The sequence below is a fragment of the Kitasatospora sp. NPDC058492 genome (assembly GCF_042720685.1).
Taxonomy (GTDB): Bacteria; Actinomycetota; Actinomycetes; order Streptomycetales; family Streptomycetaceae; genus Kitasatospora.
Window position 1 is genome coordinate 40,231 of the sequence record NZ_JBHXMU010000038.1, and the last position, 22,389, is coordinate 62,619.

The 22,389-nt window shown below is 74.1% G+C and carries 15 protein-coding genes; 1 reads left to right on the top strand and 14 read right to left on the bottom strand.

What is annotated here, in order from left to right; all coding sequences use genetic code 11:
* Positions 1-26: 26 nt before the first annotated feature.
* Complete coding sequence (locus ACFWPI_RS24145; RefSeq protein ID WP_380338709.1) at positions 27-884, bottom strand: class I SAM-dependent methyltransferase; 858 nt, start codon at positions 882-884, stop codon at positions 27-29.
* The gene (locus ACFWPI_RS24150; protein ID WP_380374281.1) at positions 881-3,388 is read right to left on the bottom strand and encodes a lantibiotic dehydratase; all 2,508 of its coding nucleotides are present in this window, start codon (positions 3,386-3,388) and stop codon (positions 881-883) included. Before ACFWPI_RS24150 ends, ACFWPI_RS24145 begins: the two co-directional genes overlap by 4 nt.
* Before the next feature lie 188 nt (positions 3,389-3,576).
* Between ACFWPI_RS24150 and ACFWPI_RS24155 the strand changes: the two genes are divergently transcribed.
* Positions 3,577-4,800, top strand: a complete 1,224-nt coding sequence (locus ACFWPI_RS24155; RefSeq protein WP_380374278.1) for a M20 family metallopeptidase — start codon at positions 3,577-3,579, stop codon at positions 4,798-4,800.
* A 107-nt stretch (positions 4,801-4,907) separates the two neighbouring features.
* Here the strand turns inward: ACFWPI_RS24155 and ACFWPI_RS24160 are convergent, their stop codons facing one another.
* The 12 genes from ACFWPI_RS24160 to ACFWPI_RS24215 form a co-directional block, all read right to left on the bottom strand.
* Positions 4,908-5,585 carry a VOC family protein gene (locus ACFWPI_RS24160; RefSeq protein WP_380374275.1) on the bottom strand — a complete coding sequence of 226 codons (678 nt, stop codon included), beginning with the start codon at positions 5,583-5,585 and terminating at the stop codon, positions 4,908-4,910.
* Positions 5,585-6,688 (bottom strand): NAD(P)/FAD-dependent oxidoreductase, encoded by a 1,104-nt coding sequence (locus tag ACFWPI_RS24165; protein WP_380374272.1) that lies wholly within the window; start codon positions 6,686-6,688, stop codon positions 5,585-5,587. Before ACFWPI_RS24165 ends, ACFWPI_RS24160 begins: the two co-directional genes overlap by 1 nt.
* Positions 6,660-7,757, bottom strand: coding sequence for a hypothetical protein (locus ACFWPI_RS24170; RefSeq protein ID WP_380374270.1), 1,098 nt, complete (start codon positions 7,755-7,757; stop codon positions 6,660-6,662). Before ACFWPI_RS24170 ends, ACFWPI_RS24165 begins: the two co-directional genes overlap by 29 nt.
* Positions 7,750-9,015, bottom strand: a complete 1,266-nt coding sequence (locus ACFWPI_RS24175) for a metallopeptidase TldD-related protein (RefSeq protein ID WP_380374267.1) — start codon at positions 9,013-9,015, stop codon at positions 7,750-7,752. Before ACFWPI_RS24175 ends, ACFWPI_RS24170 begins: the two co-directional genes overlap by 8 nt.
* Positions 9,012-11,345: a lantibiotic dehydratase gene (locus tag ACFWPI_RS24180; protein WP_380374264.1), complete on the bottom strand. Its 2,334-nt coding sequence runs from the start codon at positions 11,343-11,345 to the stop codon at positions 9,012-9,014. The genes ACFWPI_RS24175 and ACFWPI_RS24180 overlap by 4 nt, the downstream gene beginning before the upstream one ends.
* On the bottom strand, positions 11,342-12,814 hold the full coding sequence (locus tag ACFWPI_RS24185; protein ID WP_380374262.1) for a hypothetical protein: 1,473 nt from the start codon (positions 12,812-12,814) through the stop codon (positions 11,342-11,344). The genes ACFWPI_RS24180 and ACFWPI_RS24185 overlap by 4 nt, the downstream gene beginning before the upstream one ends.
* An 8-nt stretch (positions 12,815-12,822) precedes the next feature.
* Complete coding sequence (locus tag ACFWPI_RS24190; RefSeq protein WP_380374258.1) at positions 12,823-15,156, bottom strand: lantibiotic dehydratase; 2,334 nt, start codon at positions 15,154-15,156, stop codon at positions 12,823-12,825.
* Positions 15,153-17,669 carry a hypothetical protein gene (locus tag ACFWPI_RS24195; protein ID WP_380374255.1) on the bottom strand — a complete coding sequence of 839 codons (2,517 nt, stop codon included), beginning with the start codon at positions 17,667-17,669 and terminating at the stop codon, positions 15,153-15,155. Before ACFWPI_RS24195 ends, ACFWPI_RS24190 begins: the two co-directional genes overlap by 4 nt.
* A gap of 4 nt (positions 17,670-17,673) precedes the next feature.
* Positions 17,674-19,461 (bottom strand): hypothetical protein, encoded by a 1,788-nt coding sequence (locus tag ACFWPI_RS24200; RefSeq protein ID WP_380338735.1) that lies wholly within the window; start codon positions 19,459-19,461, stop codon positions 17,674-17,676.
* A 14-nt stretch (positions 19,462-19,475) separates the two neighbouring features.
* The gene (locus ACFWPI_RS24205; RefSeq protein WP_380374252.1) at positions 19,476-19,694 is read right to left on the bottom strand and encodes an ammosamide/lymphostin RiPP family protein; all 219 of its coding nucleotides are present in this window, start codon (positions 19,692-19,694) and stop codon (positions 19,476-19,478) included.
* A 158-nt stretch (positions 19,695-19,852) separates the two neighbouring features.
* Positions 19,853-20,494, bottom strand: a complete 642-nt coding sequence (locus ACFWPI_RS24210; protein ID WP_380374249.1) for an NADPH-dependent FMN reductase — start codon at positions 20,492-20,494, stop codon at positions 19,853-19,855.
* Between the two features lie 86 nt (positions 20,495-20,580).
* A complete protein-coding gene (locus ACFWPI_RS24215) occupies positions 20,581-21,411 on the bottom strand; it encodes a BTAD domain-containing putative transcriptional regulator (RefSeq protein WP_380374246.1) in 831 nt (276 codons plus the stop codon).
* Between the last annotated feature and the right edge of the window lie 978 nt (positions 21,412-22,389).

Sequence of the window (22,389 nt, forward strand, 5' to 3'; positions counted from 1 at the left end):
CTTGGTAGACGGTTGCGGTCGTGCCGTCAGCGGACGGCCAGCACGGTCCTGGTCGGGCAGGAGAACTCCAGGGAGCCGTCCGGCCCCGCGAGCACCCGCAGCGCCTCGCGCGCCTCGTCGGTAGCTTCGGCCACCCGCTCCGCGGGCACCAGGTCCCACTGCACGCGGGTGGTCACGGTCCTGGTCCACGCCAGGTAGTCGTCGATGGTCTCGAAGCGGGAGTCCGCCGGGACGTGGCGGATCCGTACATCGCTGAAGCCGGCGGTGAGGAAGGCGGCGGCCGTGGACTCCTCACCGGCCAGCGGGCCGCCGAGGCCCAGGACCACCTGCCACGGGTCGTCCACACCCTCGGGGAGGTACTTGGCGAGCACCCCGGAGAGGATCTCGGCGGACTCCCAGCCGGCGGCCAGCCTGCCGTTCTCGGTGGGGAAGGTGGTCGCGGCGAACCTGCCGCCGGGGCGCAGCGCCGCGGCGGCGCAGGACAGCGCCTTCTCCGCCTCGGGCAGCAGGAACAGGACCATCCCGGCGCTCGCCGCGTCGAACGGCTCGGCGAAGGCGAAGTCCTGGGCGTTGCCCAGCTCCGCGCGGGCCCGGCCGGCGACCCCGCGGGCCGTGATGTCGGCCGTGCAGGCGTCGACCATGCCCTGGGCCTGGTCGATGCCGAGCACGAAGCCCTCCGGGCCCACCGCGTGGGCGATCGGGAACAGGCAGGCGCCGCGCCCGCAGCCGATGTCGAGCACCCGTTCGCCCGGCGAGAGCTCCAGGGTGTCGGCGATCATCTTCCCCAGCGGGTGGAAGATCATCTGACCTGCGGAATCGTACTGCTCGGCGGCCTTGTCGTAAGCGTCCCTCACCAGTGAGGTGATGCGGAGGTCCTCGGTCATGACGCGCTCTCTTCCTGTTGTTCCGGGGTCGGCGGATTGTCGGATGTCACCGGCCGCACGATGCAGCCGAGACGGAATTCGGCACAATGCGTTTCGTCCGCGACGCGCCACCACAGCTGGTCCGGGGTGGGCAGCATTTCGGACACGACGACTTCCCCTTCGGGAAGTCGCGCGATATCGATCACCGACAGCGGATCGGCGAAATCGACGTACAACGGCTTCGGTTCGGCCGGATGCTTCACGTAGACGTGGCGCGGAATTCCCTGGGCGGCCCGCAGCCGCTGCACGGACAGCCACTGGGCGACGGTGTCCGCGGCCTTCTCCGGAGCCCTTTCCGGAATGCTCAGCCGCCAGCGGGCACGCTGGACCACGACACCGTCCACCACGATCCTGGGCGTGTACGCGCCGAGGTCGACCGGCACCGGGACCAGCGCGGGCCTGGACACCGCGCGGTGCAGCGTCGACGACAGGTCACCGGGGTAGAGCAGCCGCCGCCGGCCGCCCACCACCACCGCGTCGGCCGAAGCGGGCACGACGGCGTCCGCGATCGGCACCACGTCGGCCCGGTCCTTGCCCGAGAGGCCGCTCAGTTCGATGGCGGCACCGGGGAGTTCGGGGGTCACATGGGCGCTGCGCCGGCGCGAGACGATGGTCGCGGCGGTCCCGGGCGGCACGGCTCGTGCCACCCGCTCGGTGAAGCCGGCCCACAGCCCGTCCGGGTCGCTGTGCAGTGGACGCTCCAGCCCCCCGAAGATCGAGCTGCAGTCGTCGTGCAGCTCCGAGAGCACCCAGTCGGCGGTGGCCGGGTCGGGGCCCGCCACCATCAGGTCGGGGCTCGGCAGGCAGGCGTCGTCGGGGCCGTACGTCACGGTGTCCCACAGCGGCGCCAGCGCCTCGGCCAGTTCGCCGCGGCTCAGTTCCACGACCGGGGGGCGGCCGTCGGCCGTTCCCGCGGCCTCCACGGCCCGCCCGACCAGTCGGCGCAGCACCGCGTCCAGCCCGTCGCGGCGCGGTGAACGAGCGGGTATCTCCCGTGCGGCCAGTGCGGCGAGCGGCACCGGGGCGCCCCCCAGTTCGGCGCGCAGGGCGTCGCGGGCGTCCTCCCTGGCCAGCAGCGCCGCGAGGAACACCAGCGGGAACACCGCCTCGGTGACCTCCCGGATGCGCTCCACGACCGGCGCCCCGAAGCCGACCCGCTCGCTCAGTGGACTCGACCTGTCCTCGTGGAACAGCTCGCGGTCGGCGTAGTGCCGTCCGCTGTCCTGCGAGACCCGCCCGCCGTCCGCCGCGCGGGCCGCCCGTACGGCGAGGAGGTGCGCCGCCCGCTCGGGCCAGGGCGCCCGCGCGTACGTGTCGCGGACCTCGGCCAGGTTCACCGCCGTGTCCGTGGGGTGCTCGGCCGCGAGCCTGGTCAGCGCGTGCAGTTCGGTCGCCGGCAGCCGCCAGGGGGAGACGACCAGCGCCGGCCCGAGTGCCTTCACCAGTCCGGCGGCGTACGCGTCGTCCGCCCCCGCCCGGTGCGGGGGCGGTACGGGGCCGGCGGCGCTGACGAGCGAGTCGAGCCGGCTCCCCGGCGCCGCGGCGGCGGCATTCCACAGCGCCAGCGCGGGCGCCGCGACCTTGAACCTGCGCCCGTCCACGGCCCGTTCCAGCACCGGGGACGAGCCGGGCCGGCGGAACAGCGGACTGGGCCACACGCGCTGCCGCGTCAGCGGCACCTCGCGGGCGGCCTGCTCCCGCAGCTCCTCCACCAGCCAGGCGCTCGCCTCCACCACGACCCTCTCGCGGCCGGGCGCGCCGACCAGCAGGGTCTCCTCCTGCTCCGGCACCAGACGGCCGAACAGCACCGGGCCGAAGAACGAGACGGTCTCGCACTTGGTGGCGAACCGGCGCAGATAGCGGTGCAGGGTGTCGACCCGGCGACGCAGGGTCTGCGGCAGGGCGCCGCCCTCGTCCCGCGCCCGCGCCCAGCCCGGGTGCGTCAGCGGCGGCGTCTCCAGGGCGGTGTGGTGGAACGAGGGGTTCGACACGAACACGGCGTGCCCGAAGTCCTCGCGGTCGGCGGCCCGCGCGGTGTGCAGCCGGGCCCGCAGCAGGGCCGCCTCCAGTTCGACTTCGGCCGCGGCCAGCCGCTCGTCGAGCGCGGTGACCAGGGCGTTCCAGTGGGGCGCCCAGTCCGGCGCGCCGGTCGCCGCGAGGACCGCCGCGCACCGCTCGTCCAGGGGCGCGCCGCCGTCCACCAGCCGGCGGCAGCTCTGGAGGGCCCGCAGCGACCGCTGGCGCGGTTCGACCGTCCGTACGGCCTTCCGCAGCCCCGGCCACAGCACGTCCAGGAAGTGCGCACGTTCGGCGGCGACCGCCTGCTCCGCCGCGAGCACCCCGGCGGCGGTGCCGAGCAGTTCCTCGGACGCGAGCCCGTCCAGGAGCCCGGCGGGGAAGCCGGTCGCGCGCAGCAGCGACCAGGGCATCATCTCGACCGAGAGTTCCCCGTTGCCCGCCCGCACGTTCCATGTCAGTGACGCTGTCAGTGGGTCTTTCAGTGAATCTGTCAGTGAATCTGTCGGTGACGCCATGTCAATTCTCCAGACTGGTCTCGCTTTTCGTCGGAGACTCCGGTAGGAAGGAAAAGGCCAGGGAATTGTCCGGCCATCCGGCCGACGGAGATCCCGGTCATGCGGAGGGGAAAGAGAAGATGCGAATCTCGTCTCGGATCATGCGCGGTTGTCGCGAAAGCGTCGAACGCGCCGAACACGAACTGATCGCGCTGTCCAGGAGTATTCACGCCGAGCCGGAGACCGCGTTCAAGGAGCACCGCAGCGCCGCCAAGGTGAGCGGCCTGCTGCGGGACGAGGGATTCGAGGTGGTGCCCGGCGCCGGCGGCCTGGACACCGCGTTCACCGCCCGCTACGGCAGCGGCCCGCTCACGGTCGGGCTGTGTGCGGAGTACGACGCGCTGCCGGGCCTCGGCCACGCCTGCGGCCACAACATCATCGCCGCCTCGTCGGTGGGCGCGGCCCTGGCGCTGAGGGACGTGGCCGACGACCTCGGCATTACCGTCATGGTGCTGGGCACCCCGGCCGAGGAGGAGGGCGGCGGCAAGATCGCCATGCTGGAGGCCGGCGTCTTCGACGAGGTGTCGATGGCGATGCTCGTCCACCCGGCCCCCGAGGACAACTGCGCTCCCCGCCCCCTCGCCCTGGTCGAGCTCGAAGTCCGCTACACCGGGCGGGAGTCGCACTCCGCACTCGCCCCGCACCTGGGTGTCAACGCCGCCGACGCCCTGACCGTGGCGGAGGTCGCCGTCGGTGTGGGCCGCCAGCACTTCGAGCCGCGGCAGCAGGTGCACGGCATCGTGACCCGGGGCGGCGAGGTGCCCAACGTCGTCCCCGCGCACACCAGCGCCCTGTACAACCTGCGGGCCGGCGACATGGAGTCCCTGGGGCGCCTCGAAGCACGCGTCAGAGCCTGCTTCGAAGGCGGCGCCGTCGCCACCGGCTGCACCCACGAGGTCCGCTCGACACCCGCGTACGCCGAACTGGCCCACGACCCGTTCCTGGTGGCGGCCTACCGGGCGGCGGCGACCGAACTGGGCCGCCCCCTGGTGTCCCCGGAGGAGGAGCGCGCGATGCCCACCGGCAGCACCGACATGGGCAACGTCAGCCGGGTCCTGCCCAGCGTGCACCCCAGCATCGGCATCGACAGTGGCGGTGCGGTCAACCACCAGCCGGAGTTCGCCCGGGCCTGCGTGGCCCCGGCCGCCGACCGGGCGCTGCTCCAGGCGTCCGTCGCGCTGGCCTGGACGGCGGTGCAGGCCGCCGAGGACGACCAGGCCCGGGAGCGGCTGCTCACGGCCCACGCGGCTCGTCGGGACGCGGGCCGCACTGCTCGTCTTGACGCGGGCCGCACGGCCGGCTGACCGCCGCCGTCCGGACCTGCCCGGCCGGGCAGGCCCGGACGCCCCGGCCGCGGCGGTGCTGCGGCAAAGGCCGCCCGGTGCCCCCGCGGGTGCGGGGCGTGCGGGGGTCACGGAAGCCGCACCACCGTCTCGCCCTCGGCGGTGTCGATGTGCACCGCCGAGATGCGGGGACCGGCCGCGGGGTCGACCAGGACGTCGAGCGCGGCGAGTCCGGGCCACCGGTCCGCCCAAGCCCGCTCAGGCTCCCGCGCCGGGCCCGTCTCAAGGCGCCGCAGCGACGTCGGGCAGACCCGGTGCCCGGCCGCCTTGAGATCGCCCGGCACCCGTGCCGCGCGCGCCTGCGGGTCGCCGTAGCTCAGGAAGAACGGCAGCACCCGGCTGCGCCACGACAGGTCGAACGCCGCCTCCGCCCACGGCACGCTCCCTCCGTCGGCCCGGACCGATTCGCCGCGGAAGAGGTCCGGATCCGCTCCGGTGACCGTCTCCACCGCGCGTGCGGTGGACTCGATGTCGTCGGTCAGCGCCGCCCAGTTGAGGAAGTCCGGCCCGTCCGCCGTCCGTTCCAGGAACAGCCGGCCGAAGTCCTCGCCCGCCAGCCGCCGTTCGTCGTGGGTGACGAGCAGCTCCAGGTACTGCACGTCGGGCGTGTCGAAGGGCACCACCCAGCTCGCCGTGCCGTCCGGGTTGGGGCTGCCGTCGGTGATGCCGAACCCGTACTCGTCCCACAGCAGTTCGCGCAGCGGCTCGATGGTCCGCGCGCCGAGGATCACGTGGTCGATGCGCATCAGGAGGCACCGCCCAGGGCGTGCGAGGGGCACATGCTGTACGGCAGGGTCTCCCAGTCGTCGCCGACCAGGCCGGCCGCCATGCCCTTGCCGGTGGCGCGCGCCGAGAGCAGCCCGTGCCCGGCGTGGCCGGCCGACAGGAAGATCCGCTCGTGGCCGGGCAGCGCGCCCGCCAGCGGCCGTCCGGTGCCGGACACCGGGCGCAGTCCGGCGCGGAGTTCCACGGGTACCGAGTCCGCGAGCCCCGGCATGACGGTCGTGGCGAACCGCAGCAGGTTGGCGATGCCCTGGGTGGTCACGTGCTCGGCGAACCCCGTGTCCTCCTCCGTCGCACCGACGATCACGTCGTCACCGACCCCGGGCGCGAGGTAGTAGGCGGAGGACAGGATGCAGTTCAGCTCCTCGCCGGTCCGCAGCACCGCCATCTGCCCGCGCTGCGGCCGGACTCCGGTCGCCTCGGCCAGGCCCTTGCCCGAGCTCCAGGCGCCGGCGGTGATCACCACCCGGTCCGCGCGGAGCGTCCCGTCGGAGGTCAGCACCGAGACGGCCGCGCCCTCCTCGCGTACTTCCCGGACCGTGACGCCCTGTTGCCAGTCGACGCCCCGGGCCAGGCACCGGCGCCGTACGGCGTCCAGGTAGCGGCGGCCGTCGATCATCAGCCCGTCCGGGTCGAGGAGGTAGCGCCTGCTGGTCGGCAGCTTGAGCCCGGGCGCGGCCTGCGCGAGGGCGTCGCCCTCCACCCAGTCGCCGACGCCGAGCCCGCTCAGCACGTCGCCGTGGGCCTCGACGTCCGTCTCGCGCAGCGCGCGCAGGATGGGCCTGGCCACGCTGAACGCGCCGTACTCCGGCTCCAGCCGGGCGACGTCGGCGTCCAGGTCCCGCTTGGCGGTCCGCAGCCAGTCGTAGAACTCCCGGTCGGTGAGGTAGCGCAGCGAGGGGACCGCCACCCCCGCCGCGCGGTTGGTCGAGTGCCCGGGTTCGGCACCGGAGTCGAGCACCCGGACGGACGCCCCGCTGTCGCTCAACTCCTCGGCGAGGCAGGCGCCGACGATCCCTCCGCCGATGAGCGTGAAGTCAGGGGGTGATGACGGTGACGACGGCATGTCCTGCACCTTCCATTTCGGCCGCGCCGGCGAGTACCAGCGAGCGGGTGGTCACGTCGCTGTCGCTGTGGACAGCCATGGGTGGGCCGGCCAGGCCGCGGGCCTGGCGCAGCAGATGGACGGGTTTGCCCCGCAAGGCGAGGCGGAACCAGCCGCCGGGCCGGTCCGCGACCCTGGCCAGGCACTGGAGCCGGACGGTGCCGTCGCCGTGGTAGCGCTGGAGGCCTTCCACGCACCAGACGAGTTCCACCGCGTCCGGGGGCACCTCGGCCCGGGGCCCGTCGAGTTCGAGCCGGGCCAGCGGCGGCGGGCCGAACCCGCCGGTGTCGTGGTCCCACACGGCCCGGCCGCGCGCGATGCCTTCGGCGAGCGGGGGCGGCGGGCAGATCCGGCCGCCGTCCACCAGGAGGGTGGGCAGCGCCGGGTCGCCCCGGTCGTCCAGCCCCGAAGCGTCCTGCCCCGACCCGTCCAGCGCCGACGGCAGATCGGTCAGGGTCAGCTGCGGCAGGATGCGCCGCCCCGCCAGCCGGGCGGCGGTCGCGCGCCCCCCGCGCGAGGTCAGCGAGAAGGCCGCACCGGCCACCAGCACCGACGCCGCGGACGGCCGCAGCAGCAGCGGCCGCTCGCGCCAGTCGCCCGGCGGGTCGGCCGGTACGAACGGCCCCGAGAGCGCCCCGAGTTCGTCCCAGGGCAGGGCGTCCACGAGCCCGGCCGGATCCCCCGGGCCGCTGGTGCCGAGCAGTACGGGACCGCCAGGGGTCTCGACGCGGGCCAGCAACTCGGCCCGCCGGGACACCGGCAGGCCGTCGCCGTCACGCCACTCGTGGATCTGCGCCACCGCGCTCTGGAGCCCGGCGACGGCCGACGCCGTCCGTTCGGCCGCCTCGGTGAGCAGCAGCCCGGTCTCCTTGCCCGCGTCCTGGTCCGGCGACCCGGTGACCCGCCGGGAGCCGGTGACCCGGCCCGTCGCGTCCCGTTCGAGGCGCAGGGTGTCGAGCGAGACGGTCAGCCGCGGCGCGCCGCGGGTGGGCGTGACGATTCCGGAGGCACGGGTCCTGGTCTCAGCCACGGGCCACCGCCCGCAGCCCGACGAGCCCGGCCGGCAGCCGGAACCCGGCGTTCGCGAACGACACCGGCACCGGGTACTGCCCCAGCTTCCCGCAGCCCCCGGTGGCCCGCAGGTAGGCGGCGACCCGGTGCTCGTAGGGCCGCAGGCCTGCGAGCACCCGCGCTCCGTCACCGGTCACCGTCAGCGGGCCCAGCCGGGCGGTGCTGCCGTCGACGCGGTGCAGCAGGGAGAACGGGGCGTGGAAGACGAAGGCGCCCGAGGCGATGTTCATCATGTCCAGCCGCAGCCCGTACGGGGCGATCCAGTCGCCCGAGGGCGGCTCCGGCTCGGCCGTGGGCTCGATCAGGGCCACGGTGTGGGTCATCCGGGGGATCGCCGGGTGCCGGTAGTTCTGTTTGCGCCCGTGGCCCGTGCCGGGGCCGCCGCCGAGCAGGGCGGCGAGCGCCCGGTCGGTCATCGGCCGCCCGACCGTGCCCCGGTCGATCAGCCGTAGGGTGCGGCACGGGGTGCCCTCGTCGTCGAACGGGCTGCGGTAGCCCGGCCCGTCGTGCGCACCGCCGTCGAGCACCGACAGCCACGCGGGTGCGACCGGCCGCCCGGCGCACGCCCCGAGGTAGCTCGTTCCGGACGCGACCACGTCGGCCTCCATCGGGTGCCCGACGATCTCGTGGAAGAACGCCCCGGCGAGGCCGGGCAGCAGCACGAGGTCGGCGCCGTCCGGGAGTTCGGTGGCGAGCGGCAGTGCGAGGCGTTCGCGCACCGCCTCGGCCGTCCGCACGGCCGCGTCCCGCAGCCCGCCCGGGTCGGACCCCGCAGGGGCGCACAGCAGCGACCGGGAGTGGACGGTGCCGTCGTCACCGGTCAGCCTGGTCTCCAGGGTCGTGACGATCCGCTCGGTGGTGGCGACGCGGTCCGCGCCGCCGGCGGCGACGTGCTGCTGGGCCACACCCAGGGTCAGCTCCGCGCCGGTCTCGGCGGCGATCCCGGCGAGCTCGGCGCGCAGCTCGGGGGTCAGCTCGAACAGCGGCCGTTCCTGCACCTCGCGCAGCGCGTCGGCGGCCTCCGGGGCCGCTCCGGCGGCGCCCGAGGCCAGCAGGTCGTCGCCGTCGGCGAAGCGGTGCTCGGTGAAGCCCCGGTCGAGGTGCCGTTCGACGCTCATTCCGCGCACCGAGGTCCGCTCGGTGGAGACGGTGCCGTCCGGGAGCACGTCGGCCCGCATCCGCAGCGAGTGCTCGGCGAAGAGCGTGGTGTGCGTCATCGCGTGCTGCTCCCGTCGCTGTTGGTGCTGCCGTTGCTGTTCCTGCTGCCGCTGCTGCTGTCGTCGCTGCCGATGATCTGCATCCGCAGCTCGCTGGTGTAGCGCCGGCCTTCGCCGTCGCGCAGCCACAGCTCGTCCGGCCCCGGTGCCATCCGCTCCACGCCCAACTGCTCGGCGCCGCGCGCCACATGGCTGATCAGGTCCGCCGCGAGCGGTGAGGCCAGGTCGATCAGGTACGGCTTGCGCTCATGGGCGCTGCGGCAGAAGACGAACCGCGTTCCGGTGTCCCGGGCCAGCCTGCGCAGCGCGAGGAACCGCGCCTCGGGCTCCGGTGCCGCGAGCGCCGCGGTGGGCACCTGCCACCGGGACCGCTGCAGGACGACCGATCCCAGGGCCACTTCGGGCTGTGCGTCCTCGGTGGTGAAGGTGGGGTGGAGCACCTGCGGATGCGAAAGGGCGGCGATCGGGGCGTACTTGACGAAGTCGCTCAGCGGGACGTACGCGCTGACGGTCTTGCCGTCCGGATCGTGCAGGGTGACGTCGTGCGGCCCGATGCGGACGGTGAGGTCCTCCGGCTTCAGCAGCTCCGGCTGGTCGTGGTCGGTCCAGGTCAGCGGGCGCATCGCGACCTCACGGCCGGGGAAGCGGTAGTAGCCCTTGTTGCGGCGCCCGAAGTCGAGGCCGACGACCGTGCCGTCCTGCGCGGCCGTCCAGGCGGCGGCGTCCGCGCCGAGTCGGTCCGGATCCGGGTGCATCGTGCCCAGCCAGCTGCGCACCAGCAGGTGGTGGTGGGCGCGGGAGAGGACGAGCGGGGCGTCCGCGCCGAGCCCGGCGGCGTCCGGCGCCGCGGGGCACAGGTCGATGACCGCGTACCGGTCGCCGTCCAGCGCCCCGGCCTCCTCGGTCAGCCGCTCGACCTCGGCCCGCCAGCCGGCGCCGGGGTAGACGGGTGCGTGGGCCGCCTGGAAGGTGCTGGTCGAGTCGGACCGGCTCGCGGCCGCTCGGGTCGCGTACGTGAGGAGGTCCAACTCCGTGGCCGCCGGTGCCCCGGCTGGTCCCGCCGCTCCTGCGGCGCCGTCCGTGAAGGCGTCGCGCACTGCGGCCGCCGCGGCGCGCTGGGCGGCCTGCCCGTGCGCGGCGCACACCTCCAGCACGGGGGCGAGCTGCCGTTCCCAGTCGCCGACCAGCCCGGCTCCGAGGGTCAGCGCGAAGGGCGACGCGCACTCCTCGAAGAACACGGCGCGGTCGGCGTACGCCGCACCGGCGCCCCGCCTGGCCGGCCTGCCGGTGAACTCGGTGAACCGTTCCTCCAGGGCGGCGACGGCGGCCGCTTTGCGCTCCAGCGGCGCCTGCGCCAACTCGTCGATGAGGGAGGCGAGTTCGGCCACCCGGTCGAGCCACAGCTCGCGGGCCGGTGAGGCGGGCAGTGCGGAGAGCTGGTCCCGCAGCGTCGTGAGGGGCTCCAGGTCGTAGTCGCCGCCGCCGAGGCCGATGGTGACGGCCTCCTCGGCCACCAGCCGCATCAGCGTCCTGGCCACGTCGCGGGCCGGCTGCCCGGCGGCGCGCACCACGTCGCGGAACACCGTTCCGTCCGGGGCCACGAGCGGCAGCAGCGGCTCCCGCGCCGCGTCACCCCGTCCGGTGGAGTGGAACGCGAGGTGCGGAAGGATCCTGGGGTCCCGGGCGATCGCCGTGGCCAGCGCACGCGCCGCCCAGTGCGAGAAGAACACCCGGCGGACGCGGGGCACGCCGTCGCGCAGCACGGCGCCCTCGCCCTCGCCCACCGTGCCGTACGCCATGGGCCCGAAGAAGCTCACCGTCTCGTTCTTCGCGCAGAACCGCTGCACGTACGTGAACATCTGCCGGCGCACCCGGCGCCAGCGCGAGGTCAGCGGGCCTTCGTACGCCAGCAGCGGGAGCAGCATGTTGCGGTACGCGTCCGGGTTGGACAGGAACACGGCCTCGGAGACCCCCGGATCCGCCAGCAGATCCCGCAGTCGCTTTCCGGCCTCGTCGTCGGCCTGCCGGCAGGCGAGCGCGTAGCGTTCCCAGGCGTCGGCCCAGGCGCTCACCGCCCGGCTCCACTGCGGCCCGCCGGACGACGCCGGCAGCTGCCGCGCCCGTCCGCGCAGCACGTCGGAGCGCAGCGACTCGGCGCGGGGCCCGCTGAACTGCGTCTCCACCAACTCCAGGACGGTCCGCTCGCGGTCGAGCAGCTCGTCCGCGAGTTCCAGCAGGGAGTGGGGCGCGCCCAGCTCCTCCAGCCAGTCGAACGGCATTCCCGCATGGCGCAGGATGAACTCCCGCCCGATGCGCCACTGTCGGCTCACTGGCTCCTCCGCATCACACCGGCCTGGACCAGCCGGTCGGTCAGTTTCCTTCGGGCACCGTCGCTGATCCGGTCCAGGACGGCGGTGTCGCCGGACGAGAGCCGCTCCACGACCGGCGTCAGCTTCGGATGCAGCCGGAACGCGCTGCCCGTCCGCAGGTTCACCACGAATGAACCCGGGCCCTGGCCGTCCGGGCCGGGCCCCTCCCCGGCGACGACGGCGGCCGACGGCTCCCACACCGTCGTCCCGTCCGGTGCGGCGAGCACGCAGCAGGCGAACCGGCCGGGGAACAGGTCGGCCACGGCGCCGAGTTCGGCGTTGAGTGCGCCGATCGCCGCGGTGCGCGCCGTTTCGTCGAGTGTCCCGGGCCCGCTGAACCGGTCCCAGCGGGGCAGGTCGTTGCCCGGGGTCGTGTGCCGGATCAGCGGCACGCCGCCCCAGGCCTGCGGTGCCGCGCCGCCCCGGGCCGTCGGCAGCCGGAACGGGCTGAGCCCCGCGAGCCGGGGCCCCGGCCCGGACAGCAGGCTCCGCGCCGTGCCGGCCGTCTCCTCGGCACTCACCCCGGGCGCCCCGACGAGCAGTTCGACCCGGAGCAGGGCCCCGTCCACCGCGTCCAGGACGGTCCGCAGATCGGTACGGCGGCCGTCCGCCCCCGTCACCTCGGCCCAGGACTCCAGCCGTGCCACGGTCAGCGCCGCGCCCCGGCACTCGCGCCACGCCCCGGCGGGCAGCGCCGCCGCCTCGTCCGGGGCCAGCCAGCCCGCCCAGGGGGCGCCGGCCGGCCAGTCGGCCGCGCGGCGGACCCAGCGGACCGGCGTGCCGTCCCCCGACCACTCCTTGCCCAGCCGCCAGGCCGGCGCCCAGTCGTCGAAGCCCGCCGCCGCCGAGAACGGGGCGAGCGCGCGCAGCGCCTTCCGGTGCGCGGTGGCGAAACGCCCGCACAGCACGACCCGTGCGGGGCCGAGCGCATCCAGGAGCACCGCGGCCGCCGGGAGTTGCTGGTCGGTCTCGATCACCAGGTGCACCCGCCCGTCCGGGGCCGCCGCACGCGTCCACCGCGCCTCGGGCCCCAGCAGCTCGGTCCGCTGCGCGGCCAGCACCACATCGGCCCCGCACTCGGTGGTGCCGCCGACGAGTTCCACGTCGTCCGCGGCCAGCCGCAGGGCCGGATCGGCCTCGCCCGCCAGCCGTAGCGCCATGCCCATGGCCCGCAGCCGGCCCGCGGCCTGGCCGCCCCGTGCGGTGACCCGTGCGGTGACCCTCGCGGCGGCCCGAGCGAACAGCGCCCTGGTCCGGTTCTCTGCAGGGTCGCTCCCGCCGCGCCTGCCGAGGTCGTAGTCGTCGGCCAGCGCGGCGAGTGCCCCGGTGTCCGCGAGGCGTGCGACGAAGTGCGCGTTCACGTCGATCAGTTGGTCGTCCGGCCCGAGCTCCGGTTCCAGACTCGGATCGAACAGGGGAGGGAGCACCACCCGGCGCGTCACCGCTCACCACCGCCCCGCAGATACACGCAGCGCAGCTCGGAGGCGAAGCGCAGCTCGCCGTCCCGCAGCCAGGCGTCCTCGGGTGCGGGCAGCGTCTCGGACAGCAGGAGCTGTTCCGCCGTGCCCGCCAGCCGGGCCATGCCCTTGAGGAGTTCGGGGCTCGCGGTGTCCACGTACACCGGTTTGCGTTCGGCCGGTGACTTCGCGAAGAAGCGGTCGGGCAGGCCCCGTTCCCGGAGCAGCCGGGCCGTGGCGAGCAGCCGCTCGGCGTCGCGCTGGCTGCCGTGCGCCTCCAGCAGCGCCGCGCTCGGCAGCGCCCAGCGGCGCCGCGAGAACACGACGTTGCCCCAGCGCAGCCGCGGCACGTGCGGCAGGTCCGGCAGCACCGGGCGGCGGATCCGGGGCAGTGCCAGCGCGGTGTGCACGGCGGTGTCGAGCTCGCCGTTGTGGAACAGCAGGCTCCGGCCGGGGTGGGTGTCGCCGCGCAGGACGACCCGTTCGCCGTCGCTCTCCAGCCACAGCTGGTCCAGGCCGATCCGCTCCCGGTCCGGGCCGGCGATGCCGCCCAGTTCGAGCACCACCCCGGGGAACTCCAGCGGCGGCAGCCCGGTCGTACGACGGGAGATCACATTGACGGCCACCTGGTCGCCCAGGGCCCGGCGCACCCCGGCGTCCCGCTCGGCGAGCAGCGCCGCGGCGTCCGGATGGAACTGCAGCGCCCACGGGGTGAGCAGCGCCGCGTCGTGGATGTCGCCGAGTATGAGCGGGGTCACCCCCGGCTGGTATCCGGCCAGGTCGGGAGCCGCGATCAGGACGTCGATGGAGCACAGCACCGGGGCGGCGGGCGGCGGCGGTGCGGCGAGCAGCCCGGCCACGTCGATTTCGGCCCGGTCCGCGCCTTCGGCCCCGATCACCCGGCTCAGTTCGGCGCCGAGCTCTCCGCCCGGCTCGATGTCGAGGTCCGCGCACTCCCGCAGCGCCCGCAGCAGCGGGATGCGTCCCGCTCCCAGCCGGGCCGCGACCGCCCGGTTGGTGCGTACGCGGGTCGCCTCGGCCTCGTGGGCCAGCAGGTCGAGCACCGGCGCGACGGCGTCGCACATGTCGCGGGCCAGCGGTCCGCGGACCTCCAGCCGGGCTGTGCCGACGGCGGCCTCGTGGATGATGACCCGGTCGTTGTAGAAGCGGCCGCGTTCCGCCGAGCGGTCGGCGACGGGCAGCAGCGCCTCCAGTTCGGCCTGGACGGTCAGCTTCCGCTCAGGCGGCGCCGACGGGTAGCCGTCGAGCAGTGCGAGCACCTTCACCAGCAGCGCCCGCACCCCGGCCGCGCGGGCGGCCGTCTCGGTGTCCGAGGCGTCGATGCGTTCCAGGGTCCAGCGCAGCGGGTCGACCACGGTCGCCGGCGGGCACAGGGTGTGCGTCAGCGTCCCCTTCGCCACGGCGGCCGCGAACGCCTCCACCGCCTCCAGGGCGCCGGCGCCGCACCCGGACGCGATCCGGGCCACCGTCCGTACGCCGTCGGCCTCCCGCAGCAGCGCCGCGCCGACGCCCGTGCCGCGGGGCGGCCCCGTCATCGTCTTGCGCACCGGCGCCAGCCGCTCGGCCAGCGCCGGATCGCCCAGCAGCAGGCCTTGCACGGCGTCGTTGACCCGGGCCGCGGTGTGCGCCTGGCGGACCGGGATCGCGGTGTGGCCCTCCCAGTCCAGCGCCGTGGCGGCGTCGGAGCCGGGGCTGAGCCTGCCGTAGTTGATGGGCCCGAAGAAGCTCATCGTCTCGCTCTTGGACGCCAGCCGCTGTGCGTAGGAGGCGAGTTGGCGCCGGATCCGGCCGCCGGCCGCACCCCGCGCGAGATCGCGGTGGACGGCGGGCGACGAGCAGACGATGGCGTCGTTGACCCGCGGATCGGTGCGGACGGCGGCGAGCGCCTCGTCGACCGCCGCCGTGTCGGCCTCGACGGTGGCGGCGAACCGCTCCCGCACCGCGCTCACCCGCTCCGCCGCGGCGTTCCACTCGGCCAGCCAGTCGGCGGGCAGGTTGTCCGACGCGGGCAGCGGCCGCAGACCGCGCAACTTGGCCTGCTGGCCCCGGGACAGCCGCCCCGCCGGGTGCAGCCGTGATGCCACGTCGGCCGACCGGGCCTCCAGGGCGAACAGCTCCTCGATGAGCAGACGGGTCCGTTCACAGGCCAGTCGCTCGACCATCTGCCAGGGGAACCCGGCGCTGCGCAGGACGACCGTGGGCAGCAGCTCCCAGCCGTGCCGCCGCGCCGTCGATTCCTGTGGCGACAGCTCGGATCGGTCGGCTTGGTCGGATCGGTCGGATCGGTGGGTCATGACGATGCTCGCTTCATGGCGATCCGGAACTCCGAGGTCACGGGGGCCCCGCCGTGGCGCAGCCACAGCGCGTCCGGCGCCGGCCTCATCTCGGCCAGCGACACCGTCGCGCTGTCACCGGCCAGCACCATCGCCACCAGTGCGTCGACGGCCAGCGGACTGTCCAGGTCGATCCCGACCGGTTTCGGCTCGTGCGCGAGGGAGGCGAAGCAGAACCGGGGCACTCCGTGCCGGGCCCGCAGCGACTGGACGGCGAGGAAGGCGGCGGCGGGGTCGCGCGCCGCGTCGACCCCGAGGTCGGCCCGGTCGAACCACCAGCGCGCCCGCTGCACGAGCAGGTCGCCGACCACGATCCTCGGCGCGAAGTCCCCGATCCGCACCAGCGGCAGCCCCACCCCGGGTGCGGCGAAGGCCCGCAGGTGCACATGGTCGTCCTCGCCTGCGTACAGGGTCAGTTCACCGTCCGGGGTGCGCAGCCGGGGCGTGCCGTCCACCAGGACGACGGTCAGATCGGTCAGTGGCACGGTCCGCTCCCGGTCGTCGGTGGCCACCGAGGTGATCTCGATGAAGCGGCCCGGGAACCAGTCGGCCACCAGGCCCTTGTGGCGCCTGCGGCGGATCACCGTGGCCAGCCGCTCGGGGCCGCCCCACGGTTCGAGACCCGCCTCGAAGTCGCCCAGCATCCGGTCCTGTTCGTCGCTGAACAGCCCCTGCGAACCCCAGGCGAAGACGTACGGGTGCAGCTCGCCCAGCACCAGCAGCTCGCCGCCGTCCTCCCGGCTCTCCAGCATCAGATCCGGGCTGACGAAACGGGGCCGGCCGGGCTCGGGCGCGAACCCCGCGAGCTCGGCGGGGGAGAGCCGGGCCTCCTGGCCCTGCACGGCGGACTCCACCAGCGCCGCGTAGTCCCGCTTGAACCCGATCAGCGGCCCGGCGAGCCGGTCCAGACCGCCCGCCTCGACGGAGGCGCGCATCCGGCGGATCAGCTCGTCGTACGGCATGGCGCCGCCGCCCGCCTCGCGCAGGATCCCCGCGCACAGCTCGGCCGCCGCGTGCTGCTGGAGCTCGCCGTAGCGGGCGGCCACGTCCAGCACCGGGCTGAGCTCGGACTCCCAGCGCCCGGCCACGTCGCCACCGACCACCACCGGGCTCTGGTCGCCCTTGGCGTCCAGGGACACCACCAGCCGGTCCGCGTACATCCGGCCGCCGGCGCGACGTGCGTCGACCTCGGTGAGCCGGGTGAAGCACTCCTCGACGCGCTCCAGCGCGACCGCCCGGGCACGGTGGCCGTCGGCCGCCGCGTAGGCGTCGCCCAGGTCGCGCAGTTCCCGCAGCCGTGCCGGCCAGGCGGTGTCCTGCGCGTAGCGGTCGGCCCAGGAGACCAGCCAGTCCAGCGGCCGCGCCGCGGTGGACGGCGGCTCGGGCCAGAGCCGGACGGCCCCGGCCTGCCGCAGCCGGTCCAGGACCCGGCGCGTCTGCGCGAGGTCGAGTCCCGCCAGCGCCGCCAGTTCGGCGGGGGAACGCCGCCCGTCGACGGCCTCGGCGAGCTGCCAGCGCACCCCGGACAGGGTGATCCGGCGGCCGTCGGCGGACTGGATCGTCCCCGACCCCGGCGCCGTCCCCGGTGCCCCGCCCGGTGCCCCGCTCGGTGTCCTGCGGCAGGACGGTATCCAGGCCACCGGCGGGCGGTCCCGGACCTGCGGGTCCGTGCCGATGAGCTTGGCCAGCTCGCACACCGCCCAGAACGCGGTCTGCGCCTCCAGGACGTGGTAGCCGCAGGCCGTCTCGGGGCCGAGTGCGGTGCCCTCGGCCCCTCGGTCGACCCTGCCGTGCACCAGCGGACCGAAGAAGCTGGTCGTCTCGTTCTTCGCGCCGAGCCGCTGGCCGTACAGGTAGACGCGGCGGTAGAAGGACCGGTCCTTGGCGCGGTTGCGCCCCGTCGCGCTGTCCTGCTGCTGCCAGCCGTCGACCCAGCGCACCGCCTCGGTGTGGAAGGACGGCGACAGCTGGAGCAGGGCGTCGCACACCCGCTCGTCGCGGAGCACGTCGCGGACCCGCTCCGGCCGCCGCAGCACCTCCTCACCCAGCGCGGCGGTCAGCCGCTCGCCCGCCTGCTGCTGAGCGGAGTGCGCCGCGCGGTAGCCGTCGACCGCCGATGCCACCGCCAACGCCGATGCCACCGCCGATGCCACGTCGCCGCCGCGCGGGTCGTGCTCCACCGGCAGCCGGCGGCCCACCCGGCCGCGCAGCTTCGACAGTTCGCGCAGTCCGGCCCGGTCCCGCTCGCGGTCGGCGCCGGTGACGGCCTCGGCGATCGCCTCCTGGAGCCGGGCGCGGCTCTGCTCGAACCGCGCCACCGCCTCCCGGTACTCCGCGGCCGCGGCACCCGCCGGCCCGTCGCCGAGAGCGGTCAGCAGGCCGATACCGAAGCCCGCCCTGCGCAGCAGCAGCCGATCGTAGAGCTGCCACCTGGCCCGCTGTCCCGTCTCCCCCTGGGTCGCATGGTCCGTCATGGCCTCAGTCCTGAAAGTTGATCAGGTCGAACGGGCGGTTGAGCTTGGTCCGCGGCTTGGGCAGCAGCCCTTGCAGGTCACCGCCGTCGGCGACGGCCTTGGCGAGGGCGTCCGCCGCACCGGGACGGGTGAGGCTCAGCGGCGCCATGGCCGCCACCGACCCGGCCGCGGTCACGGAGCCGGTCGTCATCACCCGACCCGCCTGGGCCAGCGCGATGCGGTACGGGTCGCCCAGCAGCCGCGCCGCGGCCTCGGCGCGCTCGTACTGCTCGGCGCCCGTCCTCGCGTCACCGCCGGAGGCGTGCAGCATGCCCAGTTCGAGGCGCACCTCGGTCTCGTGGAAGCGGTCACCCAGCTCGGCCGCGTTCACCAGCGTGGTGTCCAGGTCCGCCAGGGCGGCGTCCCGCTCGCCGACGAGCAGCCGCAGCCCGGCGCTGCGGTACGCGTGGTGCTTGCGGAAGCCCGCGTTCGACGAGCCGGCGGCCTGCTTGAACTTCTCCCAGGTCGCCAGGGCCGAGGCGTGCTTGCCCGCCTTCTCCTGGAGCACGCTGATGTTCGAGTACAGGTTGATCCGCAGATGCGCGGCACTGGCGTCGGTCAGACCCGCCATGCAGGCCAGCGCCTGCTTCTCGTGCTCGAAGGCCGCCCCCAGCCGCCGCTCCGCGAACAGGGTCAGCCCGCGCAGGTTGTGCAGCCAGCCGCGCTCGCGGCGTACGCTCTCGGGCTCGCCCGGACGTTCCCCGACGACCTCGAAGCCCTGCTCGACCTCGGCGACCGCCTCCGCCAGCCGGTTCTTGCGCTTGGACAGGGTGAGCGCGGAGTACAGGTGCGACTGGGCACGCAGCTCCGGGGACAGGCCGGCGGCGTCCTCCCGGATGGCCCGGAAGCAGGCGAGGGCCGTGTCCTGGTCCCCGCGGAAGCCCGCCTGGATGCCGAGCACCTTGAGCAGGAAACCGCGTACGTCGGCGGTGCCGCGCAGGATCGCCGTCTCGAACTCGATGGCGTGGACGAGCTCCTCCTCGCGCTCCGCCTCGGCGAGCAGCCCGGGTACGCCCGACTCGGGGATGCCGGCGAGCAGCCCGATCGCCTCCTCGGCGACGACCGCCATGCCCTCCCAGTTCGTGGAGAAGAACGCCCGGCGGCAGTAGGCCAGTGCGGCGGCCACCCGGTCCACGGCGGAGCCCTCGGAGTCCCTCGCCCGCAGGAACAGTTCGCCCTCCTCGGACACCGGCTCGAATCCGGCGTCGGGAGCCGTACCCAGGTCCACGGCCAGGTCGCCCTCGGTGACCGGCAGCCCCATGCGGCGCAGACAGCGCACCCGCTCCCCGCGGTAGTCGGCGTACCGGCCGACCGGCTCGCGCACGGAGGTCGGCGCGTCCAGCAGCAGTTCGGCGCCCTCGACGAGCTGCGCGTGCTCGAACGCCCGCATGAAACCGCGCAGCGAGGACAGGTCGGTGCCGCCCATCCCACTGAGCAGCAGGGGCCTGCCGAGCTGCGCGGTGCCCGTGCACAGGGCGGTCGCGGCCACCGTCAGCACGCGGTAGACCTGCTCGCTCTCCCGGTGCAGCCGCCGCTCGGACGGCGCGAGCGCGATCTCCTCCAGCGGCGCGGTGCCGGGCGCGGTCTCGGCGGGGAAGAGCTCCGCCCACTCGGACGGGTGCCCGGCCGCGAGCCCGGTGAAGTCGGCGCCCTCGGCGCGCAGGGCGTCGATGCCCGCCCGCAGCCCGCTGTACGAGGCGGCCGGGCCGGTGTTCACGTCGACCAGGACGGAGGCGGTGGATGCGCGGCTCACCTCGGCCGCCCGCGTCACCATCGCGAGGGCTCGGTGGTGGCGAGGGCGAGCGGCGCGATCTTGTTCTCGACCTCGTCGAGGTCGAAGTCGACGTCGTCCAGCTCGTCCAGCGCGTCCAGTTCGGTGTCCTCGGCGGTTTCGGCCCCGGCGGTTTCCGCTTGGGGGGCTTCCGTCCCCTCGGCGGTCTGCTCGGGCTCTGCGGACTTCGCGGTGGACTTCGCGGTGTCTTCCATGGCGCGCTCCATTCGGAATCACGGTCGGACGTGGGAATGCGGATGCGAAGGATCCGGCGTCAGGGCAGCCGGAACCAAAGGGGTGGGCGGGAATCGTGACGGCGGACGTACGGGGGACGTACGGTGGGCGGCCGCGGTCGGCGGCAGGCCCCGGGCGCTCAGCCGACCGGCGTGCGCATCCGGGCGAACTCGACCACTTGCCGTCCGACGGTGGCCAGTTGCGCGGTGAGATGCGGGTCGCCGGTGCTGTCGCCGGCGCTGTCGTCGGACGCCAGGGTGACGCTCTCCGTGTTGATGGCCACTCCCAGGGGAGTGGGCCAGCCCCTCAGGGCGTGCACGACGGAGCGCAGCCCCGCCAGCGTCGAAGCGGCCTGCGTCCCGCGTGCGGTGACGACACAGCCGACGGCGCGGCCGTGCAGATAGGGACGCGCGTCCTCGCGCAGGTCCTCCAGGTAGTCGAGGGCGTTCTTCACCAGACCGGAAACTCCCCCGTGGTACGCGGGCGTGCCGATCACCAGGCCGTCGGCGAGGGCGACGGCCTCGACCAGCCGCCGGGCCGCCGGGGTGCGCAGTGACTCCCCCGGTGCGTAGAGCGGCAGTTGAAGTTCCTCGGCACCCAGCAGCAGGGTCCGGGCCCCCGCCGAAGCGGAGGCCGCGAGTACCGCCCGGACCGCCCGTTCCGTCGAGGAACCGGAGCGGACGGTGCCCCCGATGCCGACGATCAGGGGCCCGGCATCGGCTGGGGCACCAACACCGGGATTCTCCACCGAAAGAACGGAACCCTGGTTCGTCTCCAGCACGGTTACCCCAATCTCCTTGACCGGTCGCGGTTTTCGGAGTCTAGACAGGGTGGTTATGCGCTGGTTATGAGCTGGTTATGCGTGAGTTATGCATTGGTTACGCGTGGGCCGGGGGCCTGGTCCACAGTCCGGGCGGACGCGTCCTGGGTGCGCAGAACCCGATCCAGAAGCCGCTGGGTGTCAGGGCTGACATCGATGTCCAGACCATCCGACATCCGGGCCCGGCACAGCTTGTACCAGGACCTGGCCTGCCCTAACTGGCCCAGGTCGCCGTGAACTTGGATCAGGGTCCGGTAGACGTCCTCCTGGTACGGGTCGATGTCCAGCGTGCGGCGGCACATGTCGATGACCTTCGGCAACTCGCCCCGGTCCAGTGCCTCCTGGAGGAGGAAGTCCGCCGCTCCCAGCGCGAGGGACCGTACCCAGTCCCGCTGCTCCCTGGCCCAGTCGGCGGTCTCACCGGGCAGGAAGTCCCCGGTGTGAAGATCCAGCGCCCTGCGGTAGTGCTCCGCGGCCGCGCGCGGATCACTTCGGGCCGCCGCCCGGTGCCCTTCGTTGCACAGCCGCTCCAGCTCCTCGAAGTCCAGCCAGGCGTCATGGAGTTTGAGGGAGTACCCGTACTCGCTGCAGACGATCTCCGCGGCCGGCTGCTCCTCCGCAGCCTGCTGCCCGCTGAGTATCTGGTGCACCGCATGCTTGGCGACCTTGAGCGAGCTGGAGCCCGCCGCCCGGGTGCGGTCGGGCCACAGCGCGGCGTGCAGTTCGTCGCGGTCGACCGTGCGGCCCCGGTTGATGAGGAGGTAAAGGAACAGCGTGCGCGCCTTGCCGGCCCGCCAGCGTCTGACCGGGAGTCCCCTCAAGTCCAGTGAAAAGCCGCCGAGGCAGCGTACGACGGCAAGCGTGGAAATCTCGGTCATGTGGAAACCCTCCTTCTTCGTGGGGGTAACAGGATGCGAACGCGCTGGCGCGGTCGGTCGGTTCAGGCCTGTGGGGGAGGCAACCCGGTCGACCGGTGGTGCGACCGGGGTGAGGGCCGGTCGCCTTATCTGTGTTGACGTACGGGAACGGCGTGGCCGTTCGGAGAATGCCGGTCAGACGGACGGCGGGAAGCGGAGTCTCCGGTTCTGTCCGGCTCGCATCCGTGTCCCGGCCTCGGCTGTGACGCGACGGCTCGGCGACCGCCTCCGCCCGGGTCGCTGGTCGACCCCGGAAGCCCTCGTCTCACCAGAAGATGCTGATGGTGCACTCGCTCACGGCGAGCCGTCGCGGCATCCTGGACAGGCCCTCATGCAACTCAGGCTGGTTTCCCCGAACTTCGGCGCTCTTTCCGGCCTCGTCGACCGGCGACTTCACGAAGTCGATTCCGGGAAGGCACCGCCCATCACCACACCCGGGTCGGTGTACGCACGATCGGTGTGCTGATTGCGCCGACACATCCCACCCCGCGGCAATGGCGACGGAGGTCCGGGCCGGTGTGACGAGCGTGAGCCCGACGGTCGCCCCGGCGGCGGCGACCAGGGTCCCAAGTGGCTTGCGCGGCATGATGTGCGTTCTCCAGAGTTGCCTGCCAGGCACCGTCCGGCCGCCCGAGTCAGGAAGATCAGTAATGACTCTGGCTTCTGGGAATAAACAAGCAATGAACAGCAGATACGGCTCCGTCGCCCGCCTGCTTCGGCTCTCCGGGTAGACGAACTACGACGCCCGAAAGTTGAATCAAAGCCACCTACCGTTCGTCCCCACAGGATCACTCAGCGCCAGGCACCACCCGTCACACTTCCGCGCCGCACCCAGAGGATGAAACCTCGCCAGTCCACCCCGGCACCCGTATCCCGAAGCGGCCCACACCCGCCCGACATGCCTCCGACGCCGCCCACCCCACCGCCGGTGGCACGTCC